The sequence below is a fragment of the Hymenobacter humi genome (genome assembly GCF_042665855.1).
In the GTDB taxonomy this organism is placed as follows: Bacteria; Bacteroidota; Bacteroidia; order Cytophagales; family Hymenobacteraceae; genus Hymenobacter; species Hymenobacter humi.
The window spans coordinates 2,617,941-2,637,263 of record NZ_JBHTEK010000001.1; the positions used below are offsets into that span (position 1 = coordinate 2,617,941).

Below are 19,323 nucleotides of genomic sequence, written 5' to 3' on the forward strand. Positions count from 1 at the left end.
AAAAGACCGCAGGAGGAAAGGCGAAAGTAGCGGTACCACCCTTACGTTCAGCGAAACGGTCAGATCCGCTGGAAGGAGCGTTATTGGTGCCTCTGTTCGGGCTAATACAGTACCTTTCGGCACGCTGCGTTCCGCCTTTGTCACTTCAGCCTCGCACTATGCACCCAGCCCGGCTTTCTTTGCTGCTTAATGTCGTCGGCGCGCTGCTCGCTGTAGCCGGGGCAACCCTGCGCCTCAACCACCTCATTTCCTTTGGCCTGTGCTTTGCCCTTATGACCGCGGCGATGCTGGCTACGTGGGGAGCGCGCAGGTTGAGAAAACGCTCCACTAGCGCCTGAAGCGGCCAGTCGGCACTTGGGTTGGTACTCGTGCGCTAACGGTGGTGCTACCGGAGTGTAAGCGAGGTTAAGGCGTTACGCCTAACCCGCCACGGGCCGGGACTCCAACCGCTTAAAGTAATCATGTCTATTAAAAGGGTAAGAAACCGAAACGAGCTCCGTGTGGCGGAAGAAGCGTTTGGTTACATAGGCTTGTGGTGCCTGTCAGTGATAGGCCGTCGTTGCCGCCGCCAAAACAGCAGCACCAAGCCCCCAATGTGGGTGACGGCATACACCACCCAGCTCAGCACATTCAACGGGTCGCTTGCGATTTTTTCGCGCTGGGTGAAATTCAGCCACAGGGTTGCGGCCACCACCGCCAAGACCACGGTTCGGCTCCACCGCTTGCCAGAACGCACGGCGTAGTAGGGGGCCGCCATCAACGCAAAGGAAAGGGCCGTGCTGAGGTGGATTAGGTAAGGCCACGGCGTGGACCTGAGCGGGGCAAAGCCCATCATCCACCGGGCGAGCAGCAGGAGATAAATCGCCACCAGCCCTGTAAGGAGCAGGTGGGAGGCTAGGACGTCGTTCCTATCCTTTTTGGCAGCTTCCATCGCGAGAGCACTTCATCCGAAGCACGAACCGGGCAACGGTTAGCCAAGATAAGGCCATGGAAACGCAGTTTATCGAAAGGGTCTGAATCGCTGAAAGGAGGTTTTTAGTTATCAGAATAATAATAGGCCACCTTCTGCTTGACGGCTACCACCCCGCCTTGTTCCTGCATCCACGCGTCCACCGTCTGCAGCCCACCAGTTCGCGGGTCCAGCACCCACACGCGCCCGTTGGACCGAACGCAGTACGCCCCCACAGAGGCCGTCACGTACAAGCGAAACAGCCCCTGCTTATACCGGGCGATGCCGGGGCCGGGTACCTCGGCGCACGAGAAGAAGACGCTGGACATCTCAGGGGACGCGCGGAAGCTCAAGAGCCCAACGGGCCGGCGGCGTTGATACGCCACGGCCTGGAAGTGCAGCGTGTCCCAGCGCCAGTACTGTCCGAGGTCCTCGCCCGGTTGGTAGCGTTGAAACGGTCCGGCCGACAAGTATGCCACCGGAACAATGCGGCAGCTGCCTTGTCGGCGGTACTGCTTCAGGGAATGAAACCCCCGGTGTCGGCGTACTTAAAATTCAGCCAGCCCTCTTCCTGGACAGCGCGTTCGACCAAGGCCGCAGCTTTGCGCCAATAAGACGGGGGCAGTTCCAATGTGTCAGGCGGAGAAAGCAACCGCGCGCGTGGTGGCTTCCCAGCATCCCCCAGGGCATCGGAGTTACCAATAAAAAGCAGCAGAAGTAGCAAACCGAATAGAGGGCGCACGGAATAGTGGAAACAAGTGAGGAAGATTTATTATAGCCAAAGTACTGGCTAAGCGGTAATACCTGCTCCTAGAAGTTTACCCAAACGGTATGAACATAAACGCACGCCGTTCAGCTGAAGGAAGGCCACGTGAAATAGAGTACCGCTCCTTGCAGCAGCGTCAGCCCCAGGGTCACGCCCCAGAAAGCAGCTTTGCGGGTTTTATGGTGCAGCAGCCACATCGCCGCCCACGCGCCGGGCGCAGCGCCCGGCAGCGTCGCCCAGTGCAGCGTTTTTTCGGCAATGCGCCGCTGGCCGCGTTGGGCTTTGCGTTTGTCCCAGGCGAAGAGCAGGAAACACAGCAGATTGGACAACAACAGGCCACTCAAGACTATTTTCATCGTGCCCGCAAGTTATAGAGCTGCGTTCAGCCAAAGGGTCAGCCAATTATACTAGCATCGTCACGCACTAGGCTATCGACTGCGGGAGGGTACAATCCAGAAGTGGTGCAGCAAGGCATAGCACGCCCCGCCAACTGCCCAGCCCAGCCCATCAAAAAAGCGCACGCCGCTAAAGGCCGGGAAGCTTGGGCTCGCCCAGACCGGGGACGTGACCCCCGCCGCTAAAACTAAGCCCAGCCCTGGCGCCGACCAAGGCGTCAGCTGCCAGCGACGAGCGGCGGCGGCGTAAGCGGCAACGAAGGGCACGTAGAACGCCCAGCCGAATACGACGCTATAGAACAAGTTGTAGGTGAATCTCATCTGACGCGGTAGCGCATCTCCGGTGGGGAGCGTGAGAAGGGCGGCCGCGAGCACCAGACTCACCAAGAGGACGACGATGGTTTTAGCGGGGGAGAACATAAGGCCGCAAAAGGTAGCGTTGCCAGAAAGACTACCTAGGAAGTGTTAACAGTGAGAAGTAAATTGGAGCATGGATTTTCTGCTAACGGAAGCGCAGTGGGCACGCATCGCGCCCCTGCTGCCGGGTCGAGAAGGCACGAGCGGGGGCCGGGGCCACGACAACCGGCGTTTCGTGGAGGCGGTGCTCTGGTTGACGCGCAACGGTTGCCGCTGGCGGGCCTTGCCGGCCGAATGGGGCAACTGGCACACGACGTACACGCGCTTCCAGCGCTGGGCCGCGTCCGGCGTGTGGGCCCGGGTGCTGGCGGCCGTGCAGCAGGACGACGCGCTGCACACGCTGCTGGTCGATTCGACCACCGTGCGGGCCCACCAGCACGCGAGCGGCGCGCGCAAAAACGGACCGCAAGCCCTCGGGCGCAGCCGCGGCGGCTTGACCAGCAAGCTGCACGTGGCCGCCGATGCGCAGGGGCGGCTTGTGCGCTGCCGGCTGACAGCCGGCCAGCGCCACGACGCCCCGCAGGCCTTGCCGCTGCTCGAGGGGCTGGCCCCGACGCACCTCGTCGCCGACCGCGGCTACGATTCCGACCCGCTCGTGGCCGCGCTCGCCGCCCGCGGCACCTGCGCCGTGATTCCGCCCCGGTGCAAGCGCCGCACCCCGCGGGCTTACGACGCGGCCCGCTACGCCCAGCGCCACCCCGTCGAGCGACTCTTCAGCCGCCTCAAGCAGTTTCGCCGCGTGGCCACCCGTTACGACAAGCTCGATGCGCATTTCTTGGCCTTTGTTCATTTGGCGGCGACCGTTTTGTGGCTCCGTGACTGTTAACACTTCCTAGCCATTCAACCGCCACCGCCGTTAATCCGACGCGCCTCTCACGGTTTAGCGAAAGGGTGGTGGCTGTTGCAGAACTCCCGAAGCGGGCACTCCCCACCGGTTTCCTGGTTCATCAACAACTGGGATAAGCCCCTGGCGCCCCGCTTTCGGCCGAGCGCCCTTGCGGTTGCTCGGCGATGCGTGCACTCGCCGCGTTCTGCAACAGCCACGGTCGGAATCGCTAAACGAGGGTTCCTGGAGACTCAATGAATACATAGTGCTTGTTTTCGCTTGCCATGGCCACTCATGGCATTTGCTCTGGGTTGAGCGTCACGTCCACATAGAGCGTCGCGCTCACCCTTTGGCCCGCGAGTCGGCCTGCCTGCCAGGGTCCCGCTGCGCGAAGCAAGCGACGGATTTCTTGTTTGACGGAGGGCAGGTACCGGCGGTTAGTTGCGTTGACATTGCTGGGCATATCGGCGGGAAAGCTGATTTCTCCCAGCTGACCGCTGCGTTCCACGGTGAGGGCGGCGAATAGGAACTGCCGCTCGGCAATGCCCTGAAACATCCCCAGTTTGGGTCGCGTGTCCCACCCCTGGGGGCGCGGTAAGTTCGCGGTAACGTACGCGTCCAAGTCCTGGATGCCCCCATGCGGCGGAACATCGAGGTCCCACTCCCGGTAGGTGCGCGTACGCCACGCCGACACAAAGCGCTGACTGGTGGCTTGTTTGATTCGCTCCAGAAAGGCAGGGCCGTGCAACCGGGTGATGACGCTGTCCATGTAGTGGGCGTAGCAGCGTTCCTGCTGCGTGCAGTTCATGGGGTTGTAGCGAAAACGGATGCCGTGGCCGTGCAGTAACGTGTCCAAATCGGCGGCGTACCGGGCCTTCTGGAAGAGGAAATAGGTGAGCTGTCCCTGCTGTGCATCGGCCTGCGCGTGCTGGAGTTCGGCGCGGCAGGTCGAGTCGGTGCGGTTGAGGAAATAGGGGCCGCGAGGGGGAGTCTGCTGGGGGCTGGGTGGCTCCACGGTCACCTCTGTGGGTCTTTGTTGAGAACACGCGCTCAGGAGGAGGAAGCAAAGAAACCGGGCGGCTGAGCAGAGGATTTTCATTGCTGCACGAAAGCGCGAGGGTTCAAAGAAACGGTAATTTAAACACACACCTCAACCATAGGCTTTAGTTAGCCAGCCTCGGCGGGGGCATGCAGAGCGAGGTTACAAACTCCTCCGTCAGCTCATCCAGCGAGTGAATGCGGCGGTGGGCTTCGTGGGCCTCATCGGCTTCCAGGTGCGCGTAGTTGCCGCGCAGAATGCGCACCGTGCGGAAGCCCAGCGGCTTGATGCCCACAAAATCCTTCCGAGGATTATCTCCCACGTAAATCACTTGGCCCGCCGTCACGCCCTCGCGCCGACAAATCAGCTCAAATACGTGCGGCGAGGGCTTGGCCCGGTGGCGGCCGTAGCGGTTGGTGAGGTACGCGTGGCGCACAGTGGCCGCAACATCCATCGCCAACACTTTGCGGGCCTGCACTTCCTTGTGCCCATCGGTGACGAGGTACAGTGGCCACTCTGCAAAGCGGGCAAGGCAGCGCTCGGCGTCGGGGTACAAGGCCAGCCTGCGGCAGGTGCTGACGGTAGGTGCGCAGGCAAGCCGCTACCAGGGTTTTGCTCCAGCGGCTGTGTTGGCGCAGCACGTTATCAAACACCTGGCCCCGGCCCTGGGTGGCTTCCTCCGCAATCATGCCGGCGGCCAGAGTTTCGGCCGGCACGTCCAGCAGCGGGCTCAAGAACTCGGCCACCGCCCGGAAGCCGCTGTGCACATAGCTCAATTCGGGGTAAAGCGTGTCGTCGAGGTCGAAAACGAGAACGGGCATGGCGCTGCGCTTAATGAGGAATGAAGATTGAGGAATGAGGAATTGGTAGTTGAGCTAATTCCTCATTCTTCATTCAAAATTCCTCATTATGATATCCACGGCCGCCCGCACCTGGCGCAACGGCCCCGCTGCCGGCTGGAACGGAAACTGGTCCAAATCAGCCCCAGCGGCTTCCTGCAAAAACCAGAAAAAGGAGTCGACTCCCGCCGCGATGCCCAGGGTGGACGCGCCGCCAAAGCGGCAGTTGCACTCGATGAGGTGCAGGCCGCCATCGTCGGTGAGCAGCGCCTGCAGCACCAGCGGGCCGTAGAGGCCCAATTTCTCCACGATGGGGACCAGCCGGTCCACCAGCGCCGGGTCGTCCAGCGTGGTGGTCACCTGCGATTCGCCGCGCACTACCACGTCGCGGGTGCGCGGCACGACGCCCCGGACGTTGCCGCGGCGGTCCACATACGCATCCACGCTGATTTCCCGGCCGTGCACAAAAGGTTGGAAGATAGGTTCCTGCAAGGTGTGGGCATGGGCCAAGGCAGCCGCCTCCGGCAGGTTTAGCCCAAGGCTAAGCGAGCCGGCGCCGTACCGCTCCTTCACCACAAAGCTGCTGTTGACTTCCGCTTCCTGGTTGCCAAAGAGGTAGTGTGCTTCCAGATTGAGCGAGGCTGGAATGATGGGCAGGCCGGCTTCCTGCCCGAAGGTGGAGAATTCCAGCTTGTCGAGGCAGCGGTGTACGGCTTCGGGCGCGCTCACCAGCACGGCAATGCCAGCGTTGGCCAGCGCGGCCCGGTGCCGGCTCCAGAAGGCCACTCGCCATCGCGGGTCGGGATGATGTGGCCGATGCCGTGCGCGTGGCAGTATCCAAGGATGTCGGCCAGATGCTCGTCGGTCGTGGCGGGCATTTGCCAGAAAGCATCCGCGAAATGTTGGGCCAGGCAAGTTGGATTCATGTCGCCGGCCACCACTTTCATGTCGGGGTGCAGGCGCTGGGCCGCTGCCCGCACCGCTTGCACCAGCGGCACCTTGGCCGCCGCGCTGCTGATGAGCACGTGGCCCGGGGCCTTGGCCGCGGCTGGTGCATTGGCCCGGGCGCGCTCGTAGGCTATGATTTCCGGGATGGCCGCTTCCAACGTGGTGGGCGGCAGCCAATCAATCTGGCTCGACCACAGCGTCATATCGGCCTGCGAAGCCTCAAAAGGAATGTCTGACGCCACGTATTTGGCCCGCAGGTCGGGGAAGTTTTGCTTTAATACCTCCACCACGTCGCTCACGCGGCGGGCGCGGCCGGTGCCCAGGTTGATGATGCCCGTAACGCTCTCGGCCGCGGCGAGGCGCAGCAGGCCCTCGGCCGTGTCGGCGGCGTAGAGATAGTCAAAGAATGACTCGGCGCCATACACGGTGATTTCTTCGCCGGCCAGCAGCATGCGCACCCAGCGCGAGGTGATGTCGCGCCCGTTGCGGCCGTAGCCGCGGTAGATGCGCGGAATGGCCGTGCTGAACTGCTCGGCCCGAAAGGTTTGTAGGAATCGCAGCTCAATTTCGTGCGCCAGCTTGGCCATGCCCGTCAGGTTGCGGGGCAGGATGGGGTCGTCTTCGCGCAGCGAGCGGGCTGGGCCGGCACCTCGGCGAAGTTGTACAGCGCCGGGTCGTAGATAAGGTAGCTGGAGGCAAACACCACCCGCCGCAGCGACGGCAGGTCCTTCTGCACCGTCATGAGGTGGTGACTGAGGCGCACGTTGTGCTGAAAGTTCTCCTCCCAGAACCCGTAGGTTTCCGTCGAGCGTTCGAATGTGGCCGCCAAGTGGATAAACAAATCGGGGCCGAACGTGCCGATTTCCTGTTCAGTCAGAAAGTTCAGGTCGCCCTGGCGGTATTGGAAGCGGGCCGGAAAATCGGCTGGCCGGGGCTTGATGTCGCCGACCAAAACCTGGATATCAGCGGGCAAACCAGCCAGGCGGCGCACCATTTCCTGGCCGATAACGCCGGCGCCGCCGCTGATGAAAATTCGTTTAAAGGGCAGAACCAAAGGCTGTGGCATAGTCGGCGGCCAGCTGGCCGTGCATCAGTGAGTCGGCAAAGGTATCCGGAGCCAGGCGCACGTGCTGGCGCAGGCGCCCTTCCAGCCGAAAGCCCGCTTCTTCCAGAATGGCGACGTGCGCTGGGCGGATATCGTAAGTTTCCGTAAACAAGCGGTTAAATTTCAGCCCAACGAAAGCGGCCTGGCCCAGAAGCCGGAGGTGCGCCAGAAAGTCGTTTCGGTAGGTTTCCGGCTCAGCGGCTCGTGCCGGCTCGGTCAGAAAGGAGACTTCGGCCCGGCTGTCGGGCCAGGAGACGTGCACCAGGCCGCCGTAGGCCACCACCATCGTGGTGCAGCAACGAAAACAGCAATTGCCCGGGTTTTTCCTGCTCAAACAGCGGCAATACCACGCGCTGGAAATAGGCATCCTGCTGCTCGGCCGTGAGCGGCTCGGCCTGGCGCAGCACTTCCAGTTGGGCGTTGCGCCAGGCCCGGATGGGCTCCCGGTCTTCGTAGCGAATGGGAATGAGCCGGTAGTTTTCCCAGCGGTATTCGGCTTGGGGGAGGGGGCGGTAGATAGTCAAAGCAAAAGGTAGATTCGTGGCCGTAAAAATGCCGTCATGCTGAGCGCAGCCGAAGCATCTCGCTCGAAGCAGTAATCCAATCGATTGAGTTACTACCACACGCGAGATGCTTCGACTGCGCTCAGCATGACGTCCTAATTAGTATCAGACAACCAAATACGAAATCAGCGGGTTGAGCGGGCTGCGGCGCAGCGCGTAGTTGGCCACGCCAAACACCTCGTCAAAGGCCAGCGTTTCGCCGGGAAACTCCGGACAGTTGAGCTCATCAAACGCCACGATGGCGCCCTTGGTCAGGCGGGGCCGGATGGCTTCGAGGCAGGCCTTGGTGGGGGCGTAGATGTCGAAGTCGAAGTAAGCGAAGGCGATGACGGTTTCGGGGTGGTCCTTCAGGTAGCGGGGCACGGTTTCGGAGGCGTCGCCGGCCACCACTCAAACTTGCGCTTATGCGGAATGGGGCTGTCTGCTTCGTGCAGGGCCAGGATTTGGGTGAGGTATTCCTGGTAGTTTTCGGTCACGCCGTAGTCGCCTTCCTTCACCCGGTCACCGTCCTTGGGGTCTACCGACGGAAAGCCGCCGAAGGTGTCGAAACCAATGATTTTGCGGTTGTAGTTGAAGGGCTCGTAGATGCCGCGCAGCGCGTGCATCAAAGCCAGGTTCTGGCCCCAGCGCACGCCAAACTCCATGGCCACGCCGTGCACCGGAATGATTTGCTGGTAGAGCTCGGTGAAAAACAGCAGGCGCGAAAACGTCTGCCGGTTCAGGTACAGGCCCAGGTTGTTGAGCAGGCTCGGTGTTGGGAATGGGCGACTCGCGCAGGGTTTGGGCGAAGTTTTCGCGGCGGGCCTGCTCGGGAGCGGAGGCTCCGCTGAGGACGGAAATAGCTGACATCTTAGTTGTTGGTTGTTAGTTGTCAGTTGTTAGCGTTCCGCCGTCAGCATTCATCAGCACAAACTGACAACTGACAACGAGCAACTGACAACTACTCAGGCTGCAAAAATGCGACAATACTGCGGCCCAGGCCCACGCCGGCCATGGCCTCGTAGTAGGCAGCGATGGCGCGCAGGGAGGCTGTCCGGAGCAGGAGGTTGTCCTGTTCAACCCGGGCACGGTGGGCAGCCTTACCAGCCGCGCGGTCCATTACGTAGTTGGTAGCCGGGTTCAGTAAGTTGAGGTCAATAGGTTGGTCGCCAATGATTTTCGAAACACGCCAGCCGGTAGCTGCTGCCAGGTTGCGCAGACCGGTTTGGTTGAAATAAGATAGGTGGTCGGGCAGCACTACCCAGAAGGGTCGGTCGATGTGGCCGCTTTCTAGCAGGTGCTGCTGCAGAGCAGAAAAATCGTTGGGCACATCCACCATCAAGACGCCGTTGGGCGTCACCAGCGCCCGGCAGAGGCGGAGTAAATCAGCTGGTTCGAGTACGTGCTCCAGCACGTTGTCGAGCCACAGCACGTCAAATTGCTGGCCTGCCTGCGTTAGCTTTTCCAGCTCCTCGTATAGGTCGCCGGTGCGCAGCCGCGTCCGCAGCGCCGGATGAAACTTCTCCAGGCTGAAGCTGCTGAAATCCAGCCCAAGTACCTCCCAGCCCTGGCGCTTAAAATAATCCAGCGCCCAGCCTTCGCCGCAACCAATGTCGAGGAAAGTCCCGCCGGAAAGTTGAGCTAAATTCGTTGCTTCAGCAGCAGTTGAATCGGTGGCGCTGGTGCTCTGGCTGCGCAAATCCCCCAGCACCCAATGCCGTAGCTTCAGCTTGCCTTCTATGTGCTCCAGCTCTTCGGGCGGGTAGCTGGCCTGGTAGGTGGTCAGGTTTTCCTGGTAGTATCGCTGGGCGTAGTAGTCGCTCAGCTCCTCTGGCGTGGGCTTTTGCTTGATTTCGTAAAAGCCAAACTCGTTCAGGCGTAGGGTATCGGGCAGGTTCATGTGGTTTTTTGCTCGATGTGCGCATTCAGGGCCATGATTTCCGGGTGCGCTTCGAGCAGGGCCAGCAGGTCGGCCACGTTGAGCTGGTCGGCGTGGTGCTGCTCAATCAGCAGGCGCAGCACCTCGTAGTCCTCGGCCGTGTCGAGCGTGATGCGGAAGCGGCTGAAGTCGCCGCCGGGCCATACTTCGTCGCGGTAAATCACCCGGCCGGCTGTGGCCGGATTGGCCTTGATGTAGGGCGTCACGTGCTCCCGCTCGTAGGGCAGGGCGGCGTTGGCGTAAGCTTCGGCCAGCAGCTCCATCGAGAAAATCTCAAAGTCCAGCCCCGCGGAAAGGTGCGCCCAATGGAATTGGAGCGGTACACCAGCGGGTTGCCTTCCTCTAGGTAGCGCGCCACGGCGGCCCCAATCAGGGGGCCGTCTACCAGCGGGCAGTCGCTGGTGACGCGCACAATTACGTCGAGGCCGAATTTCTGTGCTGTTTCGTAGTAGCGGGCCAGCACATCGGCCTCGCTGCCGCGGTGGTAAGGGAGATTATGCGTTTCTGCGTAAGCCGCCAGCACGTTGTCGGCCGGCTCGGTGGTGGTGGCCAGAATTACGGGCAGGCCGCTTTGGTGCAGCCGGGCCACGTGGTAGTCGAGCAGCGGGCGGCCCGCGGCGGGCAGCAGCACCTTGCTTGGCAGCCGGGTGCTCCCCATCCGCACCTGCGAAATGATACCGGCGCGCTGCATCAGGTAGTGGTTTTTTCGAGCAGGTACACTACATCCTGGTTGCCACGCTCGGCGTCGTTGATGTAGGGATAAAGCTTCTGCTTTACCAGGCGCAGCTCCGGGAAATTATTCAGGAAAACCTGGGCAAAGTCGGTTTTCCAAAGGAAGCCTTCGTTGCCGCGGTACTTGATGGGCGTGGTTTCGGGCGCGTAGTACTCGTACCCCATGATGTAGCGGCCCGAGCAGCGCACCATTTCGCCCATGATGCGCGGCAGGTGTTCGGGCGCGATGTGAATGAGCACGCCGTTGGTGCACACCACGTCGAAGTAATTGTCTTTGAATGGCAAGTCGAAGCCGCTGCCTTGCAGGATGTTCACCCCCGTACAAAATCGCGGGCCTTCTCCACGGCGTACTGCTGCAGCTCAATGCCATACAGGTTGGTGAAGCCGGCCGCTTGCAGGCCTACTAGCTGCATGCCGGTGTTGCAGCCCACTTCCAGAATGCGGGCGTCGCGCGGCAGGTCGCCGAGGAATTCGGCGTTCATCTCCAGTTTGGTGTGGCCGTAGAGGTCGCGGTAAAACTCGTTCCACTCATCGAGCGGGCGGGAGTTGCGGTCGGTGTATTCCCGGCCGAAATCGCCGGACCAGAAATCCTCTTGTTGGGTATGCAAAGCTTAAGAGTTTTGAGTGTTGAGGGTTGAGTGTTGAATTAATGGGAAGTTCAGTGCTGGGCTCTCGTTGAGCGTTGGCAAACTCAATATTCACCCCTCAACACTCAAAAATTCAATGATGCACGCCACCACGTAGTCCTGCTCTTCATCCGTCAAGGTTGGGAAAAGCGGGATGCTGAGGCAATGGGCATAGTATTCTTCTACCAACGGGAAGTCGCCGGCTCGCCAGCCCAGGCCTTCGTAGTAAGGCATGCGGTGCACGGGGATGTAGTGCACCTGGGCAAAAATCTGCCGGGTTTTGAGGAAGTCGTAGAGGCCTTTGCGGTCGGCTACCTCAATGACGTAGAGGTGGTAGGCGTGGCCGGGGCGGCCGGGCGCCAGCACCGTCACGCCGGGCACCTGGGCGAAAGCCGCATCGTAGCGGGCGGCCGCCTGGCGGCGGCGGGACAGGCCTTCGTCGGCGCGGGCGAGCTGGCTCAGGCCGAGGGCGCAGTTCAGGTCGGGCAGGCGGTAATTGTAGCCCAATTCCTGCATTTCCATGTACCAGCCGCCGTCGGACTCGTGCACCAGGTCGGCCGGGTCGCGGGTGATGCCGTGGGTGCGCAGGCGCAGCAGGTGGTGATACAACGGCTCGCTGTTGGTGGTAATCATGCCGCCCTCGCCGGTGGCAATGTGCTTCACGGGGTGAAAGCTGAAGATGGCCAGGTCGGCAAACCTGCCGTTGCCGCAGCGCTGCTCCCGGCCTTGGGAGTCCATGAAAAAGCCGCCCGGCGCGTGGCAGGAGTCTTCAATTATCCAAAGACCAAACTCGTCGGCCAGCTGGCGGGCGGCTTCCATATCCACGGCCAGGCCGGCAAAATCTACGGGGATAAGGCCCGTGAAATGGCCCTTGGGATGTGCTTCCAGCAGCGTCCGCACCTTGTGCAGGTCGATGAGACCGGTAGCAGGGTCAATGTCAGCAAAGTGCACCTCGCCGCCGCAGTAGCGCACGCAGTTGGCCGAGGCGGAGAACGTGAGCGGCGTGGTGATGACACGCTGGCCCGGCTGCACATTCAGCGCCAGGGCGCACAGGTGCAGGGCGGCGGTGCCGTTGCTTACGGCCACCGCGTATTGAGCTCCTACATAAGCGGCAAACTGCTTTTCAAACTCAGCCACGCGGGGTCCTTGCGTCAGGTAGTCGGCGTGCAGGGCGGCCGTAACGGCTGCTACATCGGCGTCGGTAATGTTCTGGCGGCCGTAGGGCAGGGGGCGGGTGGGCTGGAAGGCGGTGTCAGGCATGAAGGGCAAAGATAAACCGGGCTACCTTAGCCCACGCGGCGAAGTTCGCACGGCCAGCTTTCCAACCAATGTTTCAAAAAATAATGCTCCTGCTGGCCCTGCTGATGGGGCATAGCGTCGGCAGTTGGGCACAGTACGAATTCAGCGCCTGGCGATTTGGCGAACGGGCCGGCCTCCAGTTTCCGTCCACACCCGCCAACGGCCCGCCGGCGGCAGTATCCAACAACACATATTCCATTGAAGGCTGTGCGTCAATGGCCGACTCAGCGGGCACGCTGCAATGCTCTACCAACGGCGAGCAGGTGTGGAACAGCCAGGGCCGACTAATGCCCAACGGGCAGTTGCTGAGCGGCAACAGCAGCAACGCGGCGCAGGGGCCGCTGCTGCTGCAGGACCCCGGCCACCGGCGCCGCTACTTCCTCTTCACTGTCGATGCGGCCCTGAGTTTTAGTGTGGGCCTGCGCTACTCCATTGTGGACATGGCGCAGAACGGTGGGCTCGGCGACGTGCTGTTGCCCAACTCGTTGCCGGTGCCCGGTCCCACGCCAAACTACGTGCTCACCGAAGCTCTTACCGGAGTGCGGCACGCCAACGGCACCGATTACTGGGTGGTGGTGCACGGCTGGCAGAACAACGAGTTTCTGAGCTACCGGCTGCTGCCCAGCGGCCTCGACCCCGTGCCCGTGCGCAGCCAGGTGGGCAGCGCCCACGGCCCGGTGGGGCCGCCCGCAACACCTTATGGGCGGGTTTCGCTGCGGGCCTCGCCCGATGGCCGGCGGCTGGCGGCCGGCGTGCCCAACCAGGGCGTTGAGCTCTTCAGCTTCGACAACATTACCGGCCGCGTTTCCAATCCTCGCACCATCCCGGTGCCGTTGGCTTCGGGATTCAGCGGCTACGGGCTCGAATTTTCGGCCGATAATAACGTCTTGTATGCTACCGAGACCAGCAGGTTATATCAGATTGACTTGTTTAATAATCTGAGCTCCGTTCTGTTGGGGGCTGATAATTATTGCTTTCTGCAGCGCGGGCCCGACAGCCGCATCTACGTGGCGCGATACCAGAGCCGGGCTCTGGGCGTAATCGCGTTTCCCAACGTAGTGGGGTTGGGCTGCCTATTTCAGCCCGGCGGCCAGGACCTGGGCGGCCGTCGCAGCTTCTACGGACTTCCCAATCTTCCCAACCAGCCGGCCCGGCCCACGCGCATCGTGCCTCCACGCGTGCTGTGCGCCGGCACGGCGGCCACCTTTCGCGCCGAAGGCTTTTTGGTAACCGGCAGCAATGAGGAATGGGATTTCGGCGACCCCACTACCGGCCCAGCCAATTACGCCACCGGCAACCCCGTTAGCCACCGCTATGCCCGCGCCGGGCGCTACACCGTGGCCCTGACGCTGGCTACCAGCTTGGGCGTGGTGCGCCGCACCCAGGAAGTAATGGTCGGCGAAACGCCAAGCGTGCGCCTAAGCCCGCGCGACACGCTGGGGTGCGAAGAGGAGGGCGTGTGGCTAAGCGCGACGCCCCAGCCGCCGGGTACCGTTTTCCGCTGGCAGGATGGCAGCGCCGACTCCACCTACCGTGCCCTGCGCCCCGGGCGCTACACCCTGGAGGTAACGACCCCCGCAGGCTGCACCGCCCGCGACTCGGTGCTTGTCAGCACCCGCTTGTGCGGACTCGCCCTGCCCAACATCATCACCCCCAATGGCGACGCGGCCAACCAGCACTTCGTGCTCCGCGGGCTCCATGCGCCCGACTGGAACGTGCACATTTTCAGCCGCTGGGGCCAGGAGGTTTTCCGGCAGGAGCCGTACGACAACACCTGGGCCGCCCAGGGCCACCCCGACGGGGTGTACTTCTACCAGCTCGTCCACCGCACCACCGGCCAGCGAATTAAAGGCTGGGTGGAGGTGCGCCGCTAGCGGCTAGGCCTCAAAGTCGGCGTCGACGTGGAGCCGGATTTCGTCCCGAATCTGCTCGGCGTTGAGCCATTCCTCGTTGTTTTCCGAGTCGTACTGAAAGCCCAGGGGCACCCGCTTGCCGTTGAATTCGGCAATGAATTTGTCCACGTCCCAGGTGGGCATCGACGGCAGGATGACGTAGTAGCGGTCCAGCTCAACCGTGCTCAGGGCGTCGGTTTCCGTTATCATGGCTTCGTGCAGCTTCTCGCCGGGGCGGATGCCCACAATCTTCTGCTCGCACTCCGGGCCGATGGCGCGGGCCACTTCCGTGATTTTGTAGCTCGGGATTTTCGGCACAAAGATTTCGCCGCCCCACGAATGCTCCAGCGCATACAGCACCAAATCCACGCCTTCTTCCAGCGATATGTTGAAGCGCGTCATGTCCGGGTGGGTGATGGGCAGCACGCCGGTGTGGCGCTGCTGCAGGAAAAACGGCACCACCGAGCCGCGCGAGCCGATTACGTTGCCGTAGCGCACCACCGAGAAGCGCAGGTCGCGGGCACCCTTCATGTTATTGGCGGCCACGAAGAGCTTGTCGGAGCAGAGCTTGGTGGCGCCGTAGAGGTTGATGGGGGCCGCGGCCTTGTCGGTGCTCAGGGCCACTACTTCCTTCACGCCGCAGTCGAGCGCGGCGTTGATGACGTTCTCGGCCCCGAAGATGTTGGTCTTGATGCACTCCATCGGGTTGTACTCGGCGGCGGGCACCTGCTTGAGGGCCGCGGCGTGAATCACGATGTCGATGCCCTCGCAGGCGCGGTGCAGGCGCTCGCCATCGCGCACATCGCCGATGAAATAGCGAATGGCCGGGTACTTCAGGGGCGAAAACTCCTGGCTCATTTCGTACTGTTTCAGCTCATCGCGCGAAAACACGACTAGGCGCTTCACCTGCGGAAATTTTTCGAAAACGGTGCGCACGAACTGCTTGCCGAACGAGCCGGTGCCGCCCGTAACGAGGATGGATTTGTGGTTGAGGTCGAGAGCCATGAAAAAGGGAAGCCGAATAGGACCACAAAAGTAGCTTGCAGGAATGTAGCGTGGACTCTGCGAGTCCGCGCATGGTTCGGTAACTGCGCTTAGGCGCGGACTCGCAGAGTCCACGCTACATTCCCGACCTTTGGCCGCCGGAGTTTCTTCCGCGTTGCGAATGCTATTCAATTCCCTTCATTTTCTGGTGTTCTTCCCGGTGGTGGTCGGGCTCTACTACGGCCTCCCGCCGCGGTGGCGCGGGCCAATGCTCCTGCTGGCCAGCTACTACTTCTACATGAGCTGGCGGGCAGCTTATGCCCTGCTGCTGCTGGCCACCACGCTGGTAGACTACTACAGCGGCTACCGTATGAGCCAGCTGCCCACCAAACCGGAGCGCCGGCCCTACCTCTACCTGAGCCTGGTGAGCAACCTCGGCACGTTGTTCATATTCAAGTACTTTAACTTTTTCCGGGACGCCACCTTGCAGCTGGCCGGCGCGCTGCACCTGCCGCACGCCTCCTGGCCGGCCCTGGAACTGCTGCTGCCGGTGGGGGTGTCGTTTTACACGTTTCAGTCGGTGGGCTACATCATCGATGTGTACCAGGGGCGGCTGGAAGGGGAACAGAATTTTGGTCGGTTTGCTTTGTTCGTGGCCTTCTTCCCGCAGCTGGTGGCTGGGCCCATCGAGCGGGGCGGCCACATGCTGCCGCAGTACCGACGCATCCATCGGTTTGATTATCAGCGGGTGGTGAGCGGGCTGCGCCTGATGGCCTGGGGCTTGTTTAAGAAAGTGGTGGTGGCTGACCGGCTGGCTCCCTTCGTCAACCCCGTGTTCAATAACCCCCAGCAGCATCCCGAAGGGCCCTTGCTGGTGCTGGCCACGCTGGCGTTCACCTTCCAGATTTACGGCGACTTTTCGGGCTATACCGACATGGCCCGGGGGCAGCCCGCGTGCTGGGGTTTGACTTCAACCTGAATTTCCGACAACCTTATTTATCGGCTTCGGTGCCCGAGTTCTGGCGGCGCTGGCATATTTCGCTCTCAAGCTGGTTCCGCGACTACGTGTACATTCCGCTGGGGGCAGCCGCGTGGCCCCGGCCCGCGCCTACGTTAATCTCATGGCCGTGTTCCTCATCAGCGGACTGTGGCACGGGGCCAACTGGACGTTCCTGGTCTGGGGCGGCCTGCATGGAGCGTACCTGGTGCTCAGCACCTGGGCCAAGCCCGCCCGCGAGCGGCTGGCTCAATTCACGGGCCTGGCCGCGCATCCGCGACTGCGGCATGGGCTGGGCGTGCTGGTCACGTTTGGGCTGGTAGCCTACGCCTGGATTTTCTTCCGGGCCAATACCCTCGGCGATGCCCTGTACATCAGCCAGCACTTGCTGAGCGGGTGGAATGATTTAAATGGCCGGAAAATCGGAGCGCTGCTCCTGGAATTCTCTCAGCATTACCGGCCCGAGCTGGCCATGGCGGTTTTCGCCACGGGGATGATGCTGGTGGTGGAATATTTCGGCCGCAACCGCAGCCTGCAGGACTGGGTGGTGGCGCAACCGGCCCGGGTGCGTTGGCCCGCCTACATCGGCCTCACGCTACTCATCCTTTACCTGGGCATTTTCAACAGCACCAGCTTCATTTACTTTCAATTCTGATGGCCCCGTGGTAGCTGCTGTGTCTCGATTGCTGGTGCGCCTGCTGCTGCTGGCGGGCTCGGCCCTGCTGGGCTTGCTGGCGTTGGCGCCGGTGGTGCTTAAGGGGCAGGTCGATGCGTTTTATGGGCGGTTTGCCAGCCCACCGGCCGGCTCGCTGGTGCTCGGGACCTCGCGGGCGGCGCAGGGCATTCAGCCGGCCGTGCTCACCGCCCAGTTGGACGGGCACTTTGAAGGGCCGTTGCTCAACTATGCGTTCACGCTCACGCACTCGCCCTATGGCCCGGCTTATGTGCGCAGCATCCAGCGGAAGCTTCGCCCGGAGGTAAAAAACGGCCTTTTTGTGGTGGCAGTGGACCCGTGGTCGCTCTCCCTGACCGGGCCCGAGGGCACGTATCCCGAAGACAATTCCTTTATCGGTCAGCTCAAGCAAGTCAGCCAGAATCCCAACCTGCCGTACCTCACGCGCTACCAAACCAAGCCCCTCTACCGCCTGCTGCTCGACTATGCCACCGCCACCGAGCGCCTGCACCCCGACGGCTGGCTCGAAGTTAACATCGGCACGGACAGCGCCCAGGTGCGCGCCCGCACCGCCCGCAAATTGCAGGACTACCGCCGGTTAGCCGCTCAGCAGCACCTGTCAGCGGGCCGCATGCAGGCCTTGCGCCAGCTTATTGAGCTACTTAAGCCGCACGGCCACGTCTACCTGGTACGCCTCCCAGTTGGGCCCGGCTTGTTGCAGCTGGAGCAAACTTATCAGCCCGGCTTCGACCAGCTCATGCGCGAAACGGCGTCTAGCTCCCAAGTGCCTTACCTTGACTATAGCACGCAGCCCTACGCTACCACCGATGGCAACCACCTGCAGCAGGCCGCGAGTAAAGCATTCAGTCAGCAACTGGCCAGGGATTTAAAGCGGCTTTAGATTCTGACGGCTGGCTTGCTGATAGAAAGGCTAATAGGGAGAGGGGCCGGGGGTGAGGTTCTACAGTGGTGAAGCTGACCGACAGAAGGCATCTGTCACTTGGCGCGCACCAACTCCGCCAGCCGTTGCGTGAGCGACACCCGCGAGTACCGCTCGTGGCTGATGGCCGGCAGGTCCAGGTTGGGATTCTGGCGCCATTGCGCTACCATGCCTTCGAGGGTTTCCAGCATCAAAGCGTAGTCCTGGTAGGGCAGGGCGTGGCCGGCAGCGCATTCCTGCAGCAGGTTGTCTGCGTCGCAGCCGGCGGGGCCCACGCAGAGAATGGGCTTGTTGGCGGCAAGGTATTCGAACACCTTGCCCGGAAGAATGCCGAAGTTGCGCGGCACGTCGGGAATGGCCATCAGCAGTGCCGACGCATTCAAAAGGTGCGCTACTGATTCGTTGTGCGGCACAAACGGCAAAAATTCGGTGACCGAGAGCAGGCCTGCACGCTCAATCTGGGCGTGTAATTGAGCTGAAACCTGGCCCACGAAACGCAACCGTAAAGGCACGTCGGGGTGGCGGGCAGCGCAGGTGGCCACCGCTTCGAGCAGGCGCTCGATGTGGTAGAGCTCCGTGATGGTGCCGGTGTGGGTGATGCGCAGGCAGTCGGTGGGCGGGGCAGAGGTCCGTTGGAAATCCGACTCGTCGTAGCCGTTGGGCAGCACGTGGAATTTGGCCGAAGGCAGGTCCGAGAGTTTGGCCAGGAACAGGCGCTTGGTTTCGGGCGACGTCACCAGCACGGCGTCGGCCTGCGTGAGCACGCGGCGCTCGTAGCGCGCGTCGAGCCAAGCGGCCATGGGCGTGTGGCGCAGGTCTTTGTAGTAGTAGATGTCGGTCCAGGGGTCGCGCAGGTCGGCCAGCCAGCGCAGGCCGTGGCGCCGTTTCAGCTCCAGGCCGATGAGTTGGGTGGAGTGTGGCGGCGAGGACGTGAGCACGGCGTCAAACGTTTCGCCGGCGGCCAGCAGCTCCTCCACGGCGGCCAGGGCGTGGCGGTTCCAGCCCCGGCGCGGGTCCGGGATAAACAGGTTGCCGCGCACGAAACGCATGGCTTTCTGCACCAGCCCGGGCTTACCCTCGTTGGCAAAGCCGCCGTAGGGCACGGCCCGGCCCGTCAGCTTCTTGTAGCTCTCAAACGGCTCGGAGGTGCCGGTGCGGATAACGCGGACGCCAGCGGGCACTTCGGCCAGCAGGCTTTCGTCGCGCACGGGGTACGTGGCCTCGGCCGGGTCCACGGTTATCACGGTGGGCTCCACGCCGAAGCTGCCCAGGTGCTTCACAAACTTGAGGCACCGCTGCACGCCCGCCCCGCCCGAAGGCGGCCAGTAGTAGGTGATAACGAGCAGACGGAGCGGTCTAGTGGGGGGCACGTAAGCAGCGGATAACTAACGGGGCGCGAAGGTACGCCGTTTGCC

27 protein-coding genes are annotated in these 19,323 nt (G+C 62.2%); 6 read left to right on the forward strand and 21 right to left on the reverse strand.

From position 1 onward, the window contains the following. Positions 1–520: 520 nt before the first annotated feature. From ACFQT0_RS14710 to ACFQT0_RS14725, 4 genes are all read right to left on the reverse strand, one after another. Positions 521–868, reverse strand: coding sequence for a hypothetical protein (locus ACFQT0_RS14710; protein ID WP_380203828.1), 348 nt, complete (start codon positions 866–868; stop codon positions 521–523). Between the two features lie 167 nt (positions 869–1,035). Next, the gene (locus ACFQT0_RS14715) at positions 1,036–1,428 is read right to left on the reverse strand and encodes a hypothetical protein (RefSeq protein WP_380203830.1); all 393 of its coding nucleotides are present in this window, start codon (positions 1,426–1,428) and stop codon (positions 1,036–1,038) included. Positions 1,429–1,801: 373 nt separating this feature from the next. Then, positions 1,802–2,071 (reverse strand): DUF1294 domain-containing protein, encoded by a 270-nt coding sequence (locus tag ACFQT0_RS14720; protein ID WP_380203832.1) that lies wholly within the window; start codon positions 2,069–2,071, stop codon positions 1,802–1,804. 72 nt (positions 2,072–2,143) lie between these two features. Beyond that, the gene (locus tag ACFQT0_RS14725) at positions 2,144–2,530 is read right to left on the reverse strand and encodes a hypothetical protein (protein WP_380203834.1); all 387 of its coding nucleotides are present in this window, start codon (positions 2,528–2,530) and stop codon (positions 2,144–2,146) included. Between the two features lie 70 nt (positions 2,531–2,600). Between ACFQT0_RS14725 and ACFQT0_RS14730 the strand changes: the two genes are divergently transcribed. Then, positions 2,601–3,353 (forward strand): IS5 family transposase, encoded by a 753-nt coding sequence (locus ACFQT0_RS14730; RefSeq protein WP_380199736.1) that lies wholly within the window; start codon positions 2,601–2,603, stop codon positions 3,351–3,353. 292 nt (positions 3,354–3,645) lie between these two features. Here ACFQT0_RS14730 and ACFQT0_RS14735 read toward each other — a convergent pair whose 3' ends face one another. Both ACFQT0_RS14735 and ACFQT0_RS14740 read right to left on the reverse strand, forming a co-directional pair. Next, on the reverse strand, positions 3,646–4,452 hold the full coding sequence (locus ACFQT0_RS14735; RefSeq protein WP_380203836.1) for a hypothetical protein: 807 nt from the start codon (positions 4,450–4,452) through the stop codon (positions 3,646–3,648). Positions 4,453–4,516: 64 nt separating this feature from the next. After that, complete coding sequence (locus ACFQT0_RS14740) at positions 4,517–4,948, reverse strand: HAD family hydrolase (protein WP_380203838.1); 432 nt, start codon at positions 4,946–4,948, stop codon at positions 4,517–4,519. A gap of 16 nt (positions 4,949–4,964) precedes the next feature. On the opposite strand from ACFQT0_RS14740, the gene ACFQT0_RS14745 reads away from it, so the two are divergent. Continuing rightward, positions 4,965–5,237 (forward strand): hypothetical protein, encoded by a 273-nt coding sequence (locus ACFQT0_RS14745; RefSeq protein WP_380203840.1) that lies wholly within the window; start codon positions 4,965–4,967, stop codon positions 5,235–5,237. 45 nt (positions 5,238–5,282) lie between these two features. Here the strand turns inward: ACFQT0_RS14745 and ACFQT0_RS14750 are convergent, their stop codons facing one another. From ACFQT0_RS14750 to pseC, 13 genes are all read right to left on the reverse strand, one after another. Then, positions 5,283–6,017: an ATP-grasp domain-containing protein gene (locus ACFQT0_RS14750; protein WP_380203842.1), complete on the reverse strand. Its 735-nt coding sequence runs from the start codon at positions 6,015–6,017 to the stop codon at positions 5,283–5,285. Then, positions 5,957–6,766, reverse strand: coding sequence for an NAD-dependent epimerase/dehydratase family protein (locus ACFQT0_RS14755; RefSeq protein ID WP_380203844.1), 810 nt, complete (start codon positions 6,764–6,766; stop codon positions 5,957–5,959). The genes ACFQT0_RS14750 and ACFQT0_RS14755 overlap by 61 nt, the downstream gene beginning before the upstream one ends. A 5-nt stretch (positions 6,767–6,771) precedes the next feature. Beyond that, positions 6,772–7,233, reverse strand: a complete 462-nt coding sequence (locus ACFQT0_RS14760) for an NAD-dependent epimerase/dehydratase family protein (protein WP_380203846.1) — start codon at positions 7,231–7,233, stop codon at positions 6,772–6,774. Next, positions 7,217–7,570: a hypothetical protein gene (locus ACFQT0_RS14765; RefSeq protein ID WP_380203848.1), complete on the reverse strand. Its 354-nt coding sequence runs from the start codon at positions 7,568–7,570 to the stop codon at positions 7,217–7,219. Before ACFQT0_RS14765 ends, ACFQT0_RS14760 begins: the two co-directional genes overlap by 17 nt. Beyond that, the gene (locus ACFQT0_RS14770; protein ID WP_380203850.1) at positions 7,479–7,808 is read right to left on the reverse strand and encodes a hypothetical protein; all 330 of its coding nucleotides are present in this window, start codon (positions 7,806–7,808) and stop codon (positions 7,479–7,481) included. Before ACFQT0_RS14770 ends, ACFQT0_RS14765 begins: the two co-directional genes overlap by 92 nt. A 144-nt stretch (positions 7,809–7,952) precedes the next feature. After that, positions 7,953–8,210 (reverse strand): hypothetical protein, encoded by a 258-nt coding sequence (locus tag ACFQT0_RS14775; RefSeq protein ID WP_380203852.1) that lies wholly within the window; start codon positions 8,208–8,210, stop codon positions 7,953–7,955. Continuing rightward, positions 8,195–8,506 carry a hypothetical protein gene (locus ACFQT0_RS14780; RefSeq protein WP_380203854.1) on the reverse strand — a complete coding sequence of 104 codons (312 nt, stop codon included), beginning with the start codon at positions 8,504–8,506 and terminating at the stop codon, positions 8,195–8,197. Before ACFQT0_RS14780 ends, ACFQT0_RS14775 begins: the two co-directional genes overlap by 16 nt. 281 nt (positions 8,507–8,787) lie before the next feature. Then, positions 8,788–9,726, reverse strand: coding sequence for a class I SAM-dependent methyltransferase (locus ACFQT0_RS14785; protein WP_380203856.1), 939 nt, complete (start codon positions 9,724–9,726; stop codon positions 8,788–8,790). After that, the gene (locus tag ACFQT0_RS14790; RefSeq protein WP_380203858.1) at positions 9,723–10,028 is read right to left on the reverse strand and encodes a hypothetical protein; all 306 of its coding nucleotides are present in this window, start codon (positions 10,026–10,028) and stop codon (positions 9,723–9,725) included. Before ACFQT0_RS14790 ends, ACFQT0_RS14785 begins: the two co-directional genes overlap by 4 nt. Beyond that, the gene (locus ACFQT0_RS14795) at positions 9,968–10,456 is read right to left on the reverse strand and encodes a cytidylyltransferase domain-containing protein (RefSeq protein WP_380203860.1); all 489 of its coding nucleotides are present in this window, start codon (positions 10,454–10,456) and stop codon (positions 9,968–9,970) included. The genes ACFQT0_RS14790 and ACFQT0_RS14795 overlap by 61 nt, the downstream gene beginning before the upstream one ends. Continuing rightward, the gene (locus ACFQT0_RS14800; RefSeq protein ID WP_380203862.1) at positions 10,456–10,812 is read right to left on the reverse strand and encodes a pseudaminic acid biosynthesis-associated methylase; all 357 of its coding nucleotides are present in this window, start codon (positions 10,810–10,812) and stop codon (positions 10,456–10,458) included. The genes ACFQT0_RS14795 and ACFQT0_RS14800 overlap by 1 nt, the downstream gene beginning before the upstream one ends. Beyond that, a complete protein-coding gene (locus tag ACFQT0_RS14805; protein WP_380203864.1) occupies positions 10,809–11,105 on the reverse strand; it encodes a hypothetical protein in 297 nt (98 codons plus the stop codon). The genes ACFQT0_RS14800 and ACFQT0_RS14805 overlap by 4 nt, the downstream gene beginning before the upstream one ends. A 90-nt stretch (positions 11,106–11,195) precedes the next feature. Continuing rightward, entirely contained in the window at positions 11,196–12,383 is a 1,188-nt protein-coding gene (gene pseC, locus ACFQT0_RS14810) for a UDP-4-amino-4,6-dideoxy-N-acetyl-beta-L-altrosamine transaminase (protein WP_380203866.1), read from the reverse strand. Between the two features lie 104 nt (positions 12,384–12,487). On the opposite strand from pseC, the gene ACFQT0_RS14815 reads away from it, so the two are divergent. Further along, positions 12,488–14,296 carry a T9SS type B sorting domain-containing protein gene (locus ACFQT0_RS14815; protein ID WP_380203868.1) on the forward strand — a complete coding sequence of 603 codons (1,809 nt, stop codon included), beginning with the start codon at positions 12,488–12,490 and terminating at the stop codon, positions 14,294–14,296. A gap of 3 nt (positions 14,297–14,299) precedes the next feature. Here the strand turns inward: ACFQT0_RS14815 and pseB are convergent, their stop codons facing one another. Continuing rightward, positions 14,300–15,319 carry a UDP-N-acetylglucosamine 4,6-dehydratase (inverting) gene (gene pseB, locus ACFQT0_RS14820; protein WP_380203870.1) on the reverse strand — a complete coding sequence of 340 codons (1,020 nt, stop codon included), beginning with the start codon at positions 15,317–15,319 and terminating at the stop codon, positions 14,300–14,302. A 160-nt stretch (positions 15,320–15,479) separates the two neighbouring features. Between pseB and ACFQT0_RS14825 the strand changes: the two genes are divergently transcribed. The 3 genes from ACFQT0_RS14825 (at position 15,480) to ACFQT0_RS14835 (ending at position 17,869) form a co-directional block, all read left to right on the forward strand. After that, positions 15,480–16,277: an MBOAT family O-acyltransferase gene (locus tag ACFQT0_RS14825; RefSeq protein ID WP_380203872.1), complete on the forward strand. Its 798-nt coding sequence runs from the start codon at positions 15,480–15,482 to the stop codon at positions 16,275–16,277. A 112-nt stretch (positions 16,278–16,389) separates the two neighbouring features. Next, positions 16,390–16,950 (forward strand): hypothetical protein, encoded by a 561-nt coding sequence (locus ACFQT0_RS14830; RefSeq protein WP_380206170.1) that lies wholly within the window; start codon positions 16,390–16,392, stop codon positions 16,948–16,950. Positions 16,951–16,969: 19 nt separating this feature from the next. Then, positions 16,970–17,869, forward strand: a complete 900-nt coding sequence (locus tag ACFQT0_RS14835; protein ID WP_380203874.1) for a hypothetical protein — start codon at positions 16,970–16,972, stop codon at positions 17,867–17,869. A gap of 95 nt (positions 17,870–17,964) precedes the next feature. On the opposite strand, the gene ACFQT0_RS14840 is transcribed toward ACFQT0_RS14835, so the two are convergent. Continuing rightward, positions 17,965–19,278 carry a glycosyltransferase family 4 protein gene (locus ACFQT0_RS14840; protein ID WP_380203876.1) on the reverse strand — a complete coding sequence of 438 codons (1,314 nt, stop codon included), beginning with the start codon at positions 19,276–19,278 and terminating at the stop codon, positions 17,965–17,967. Between the last annotated feature and the right edge of the window lie 45 nt (positions 19,279–19,323).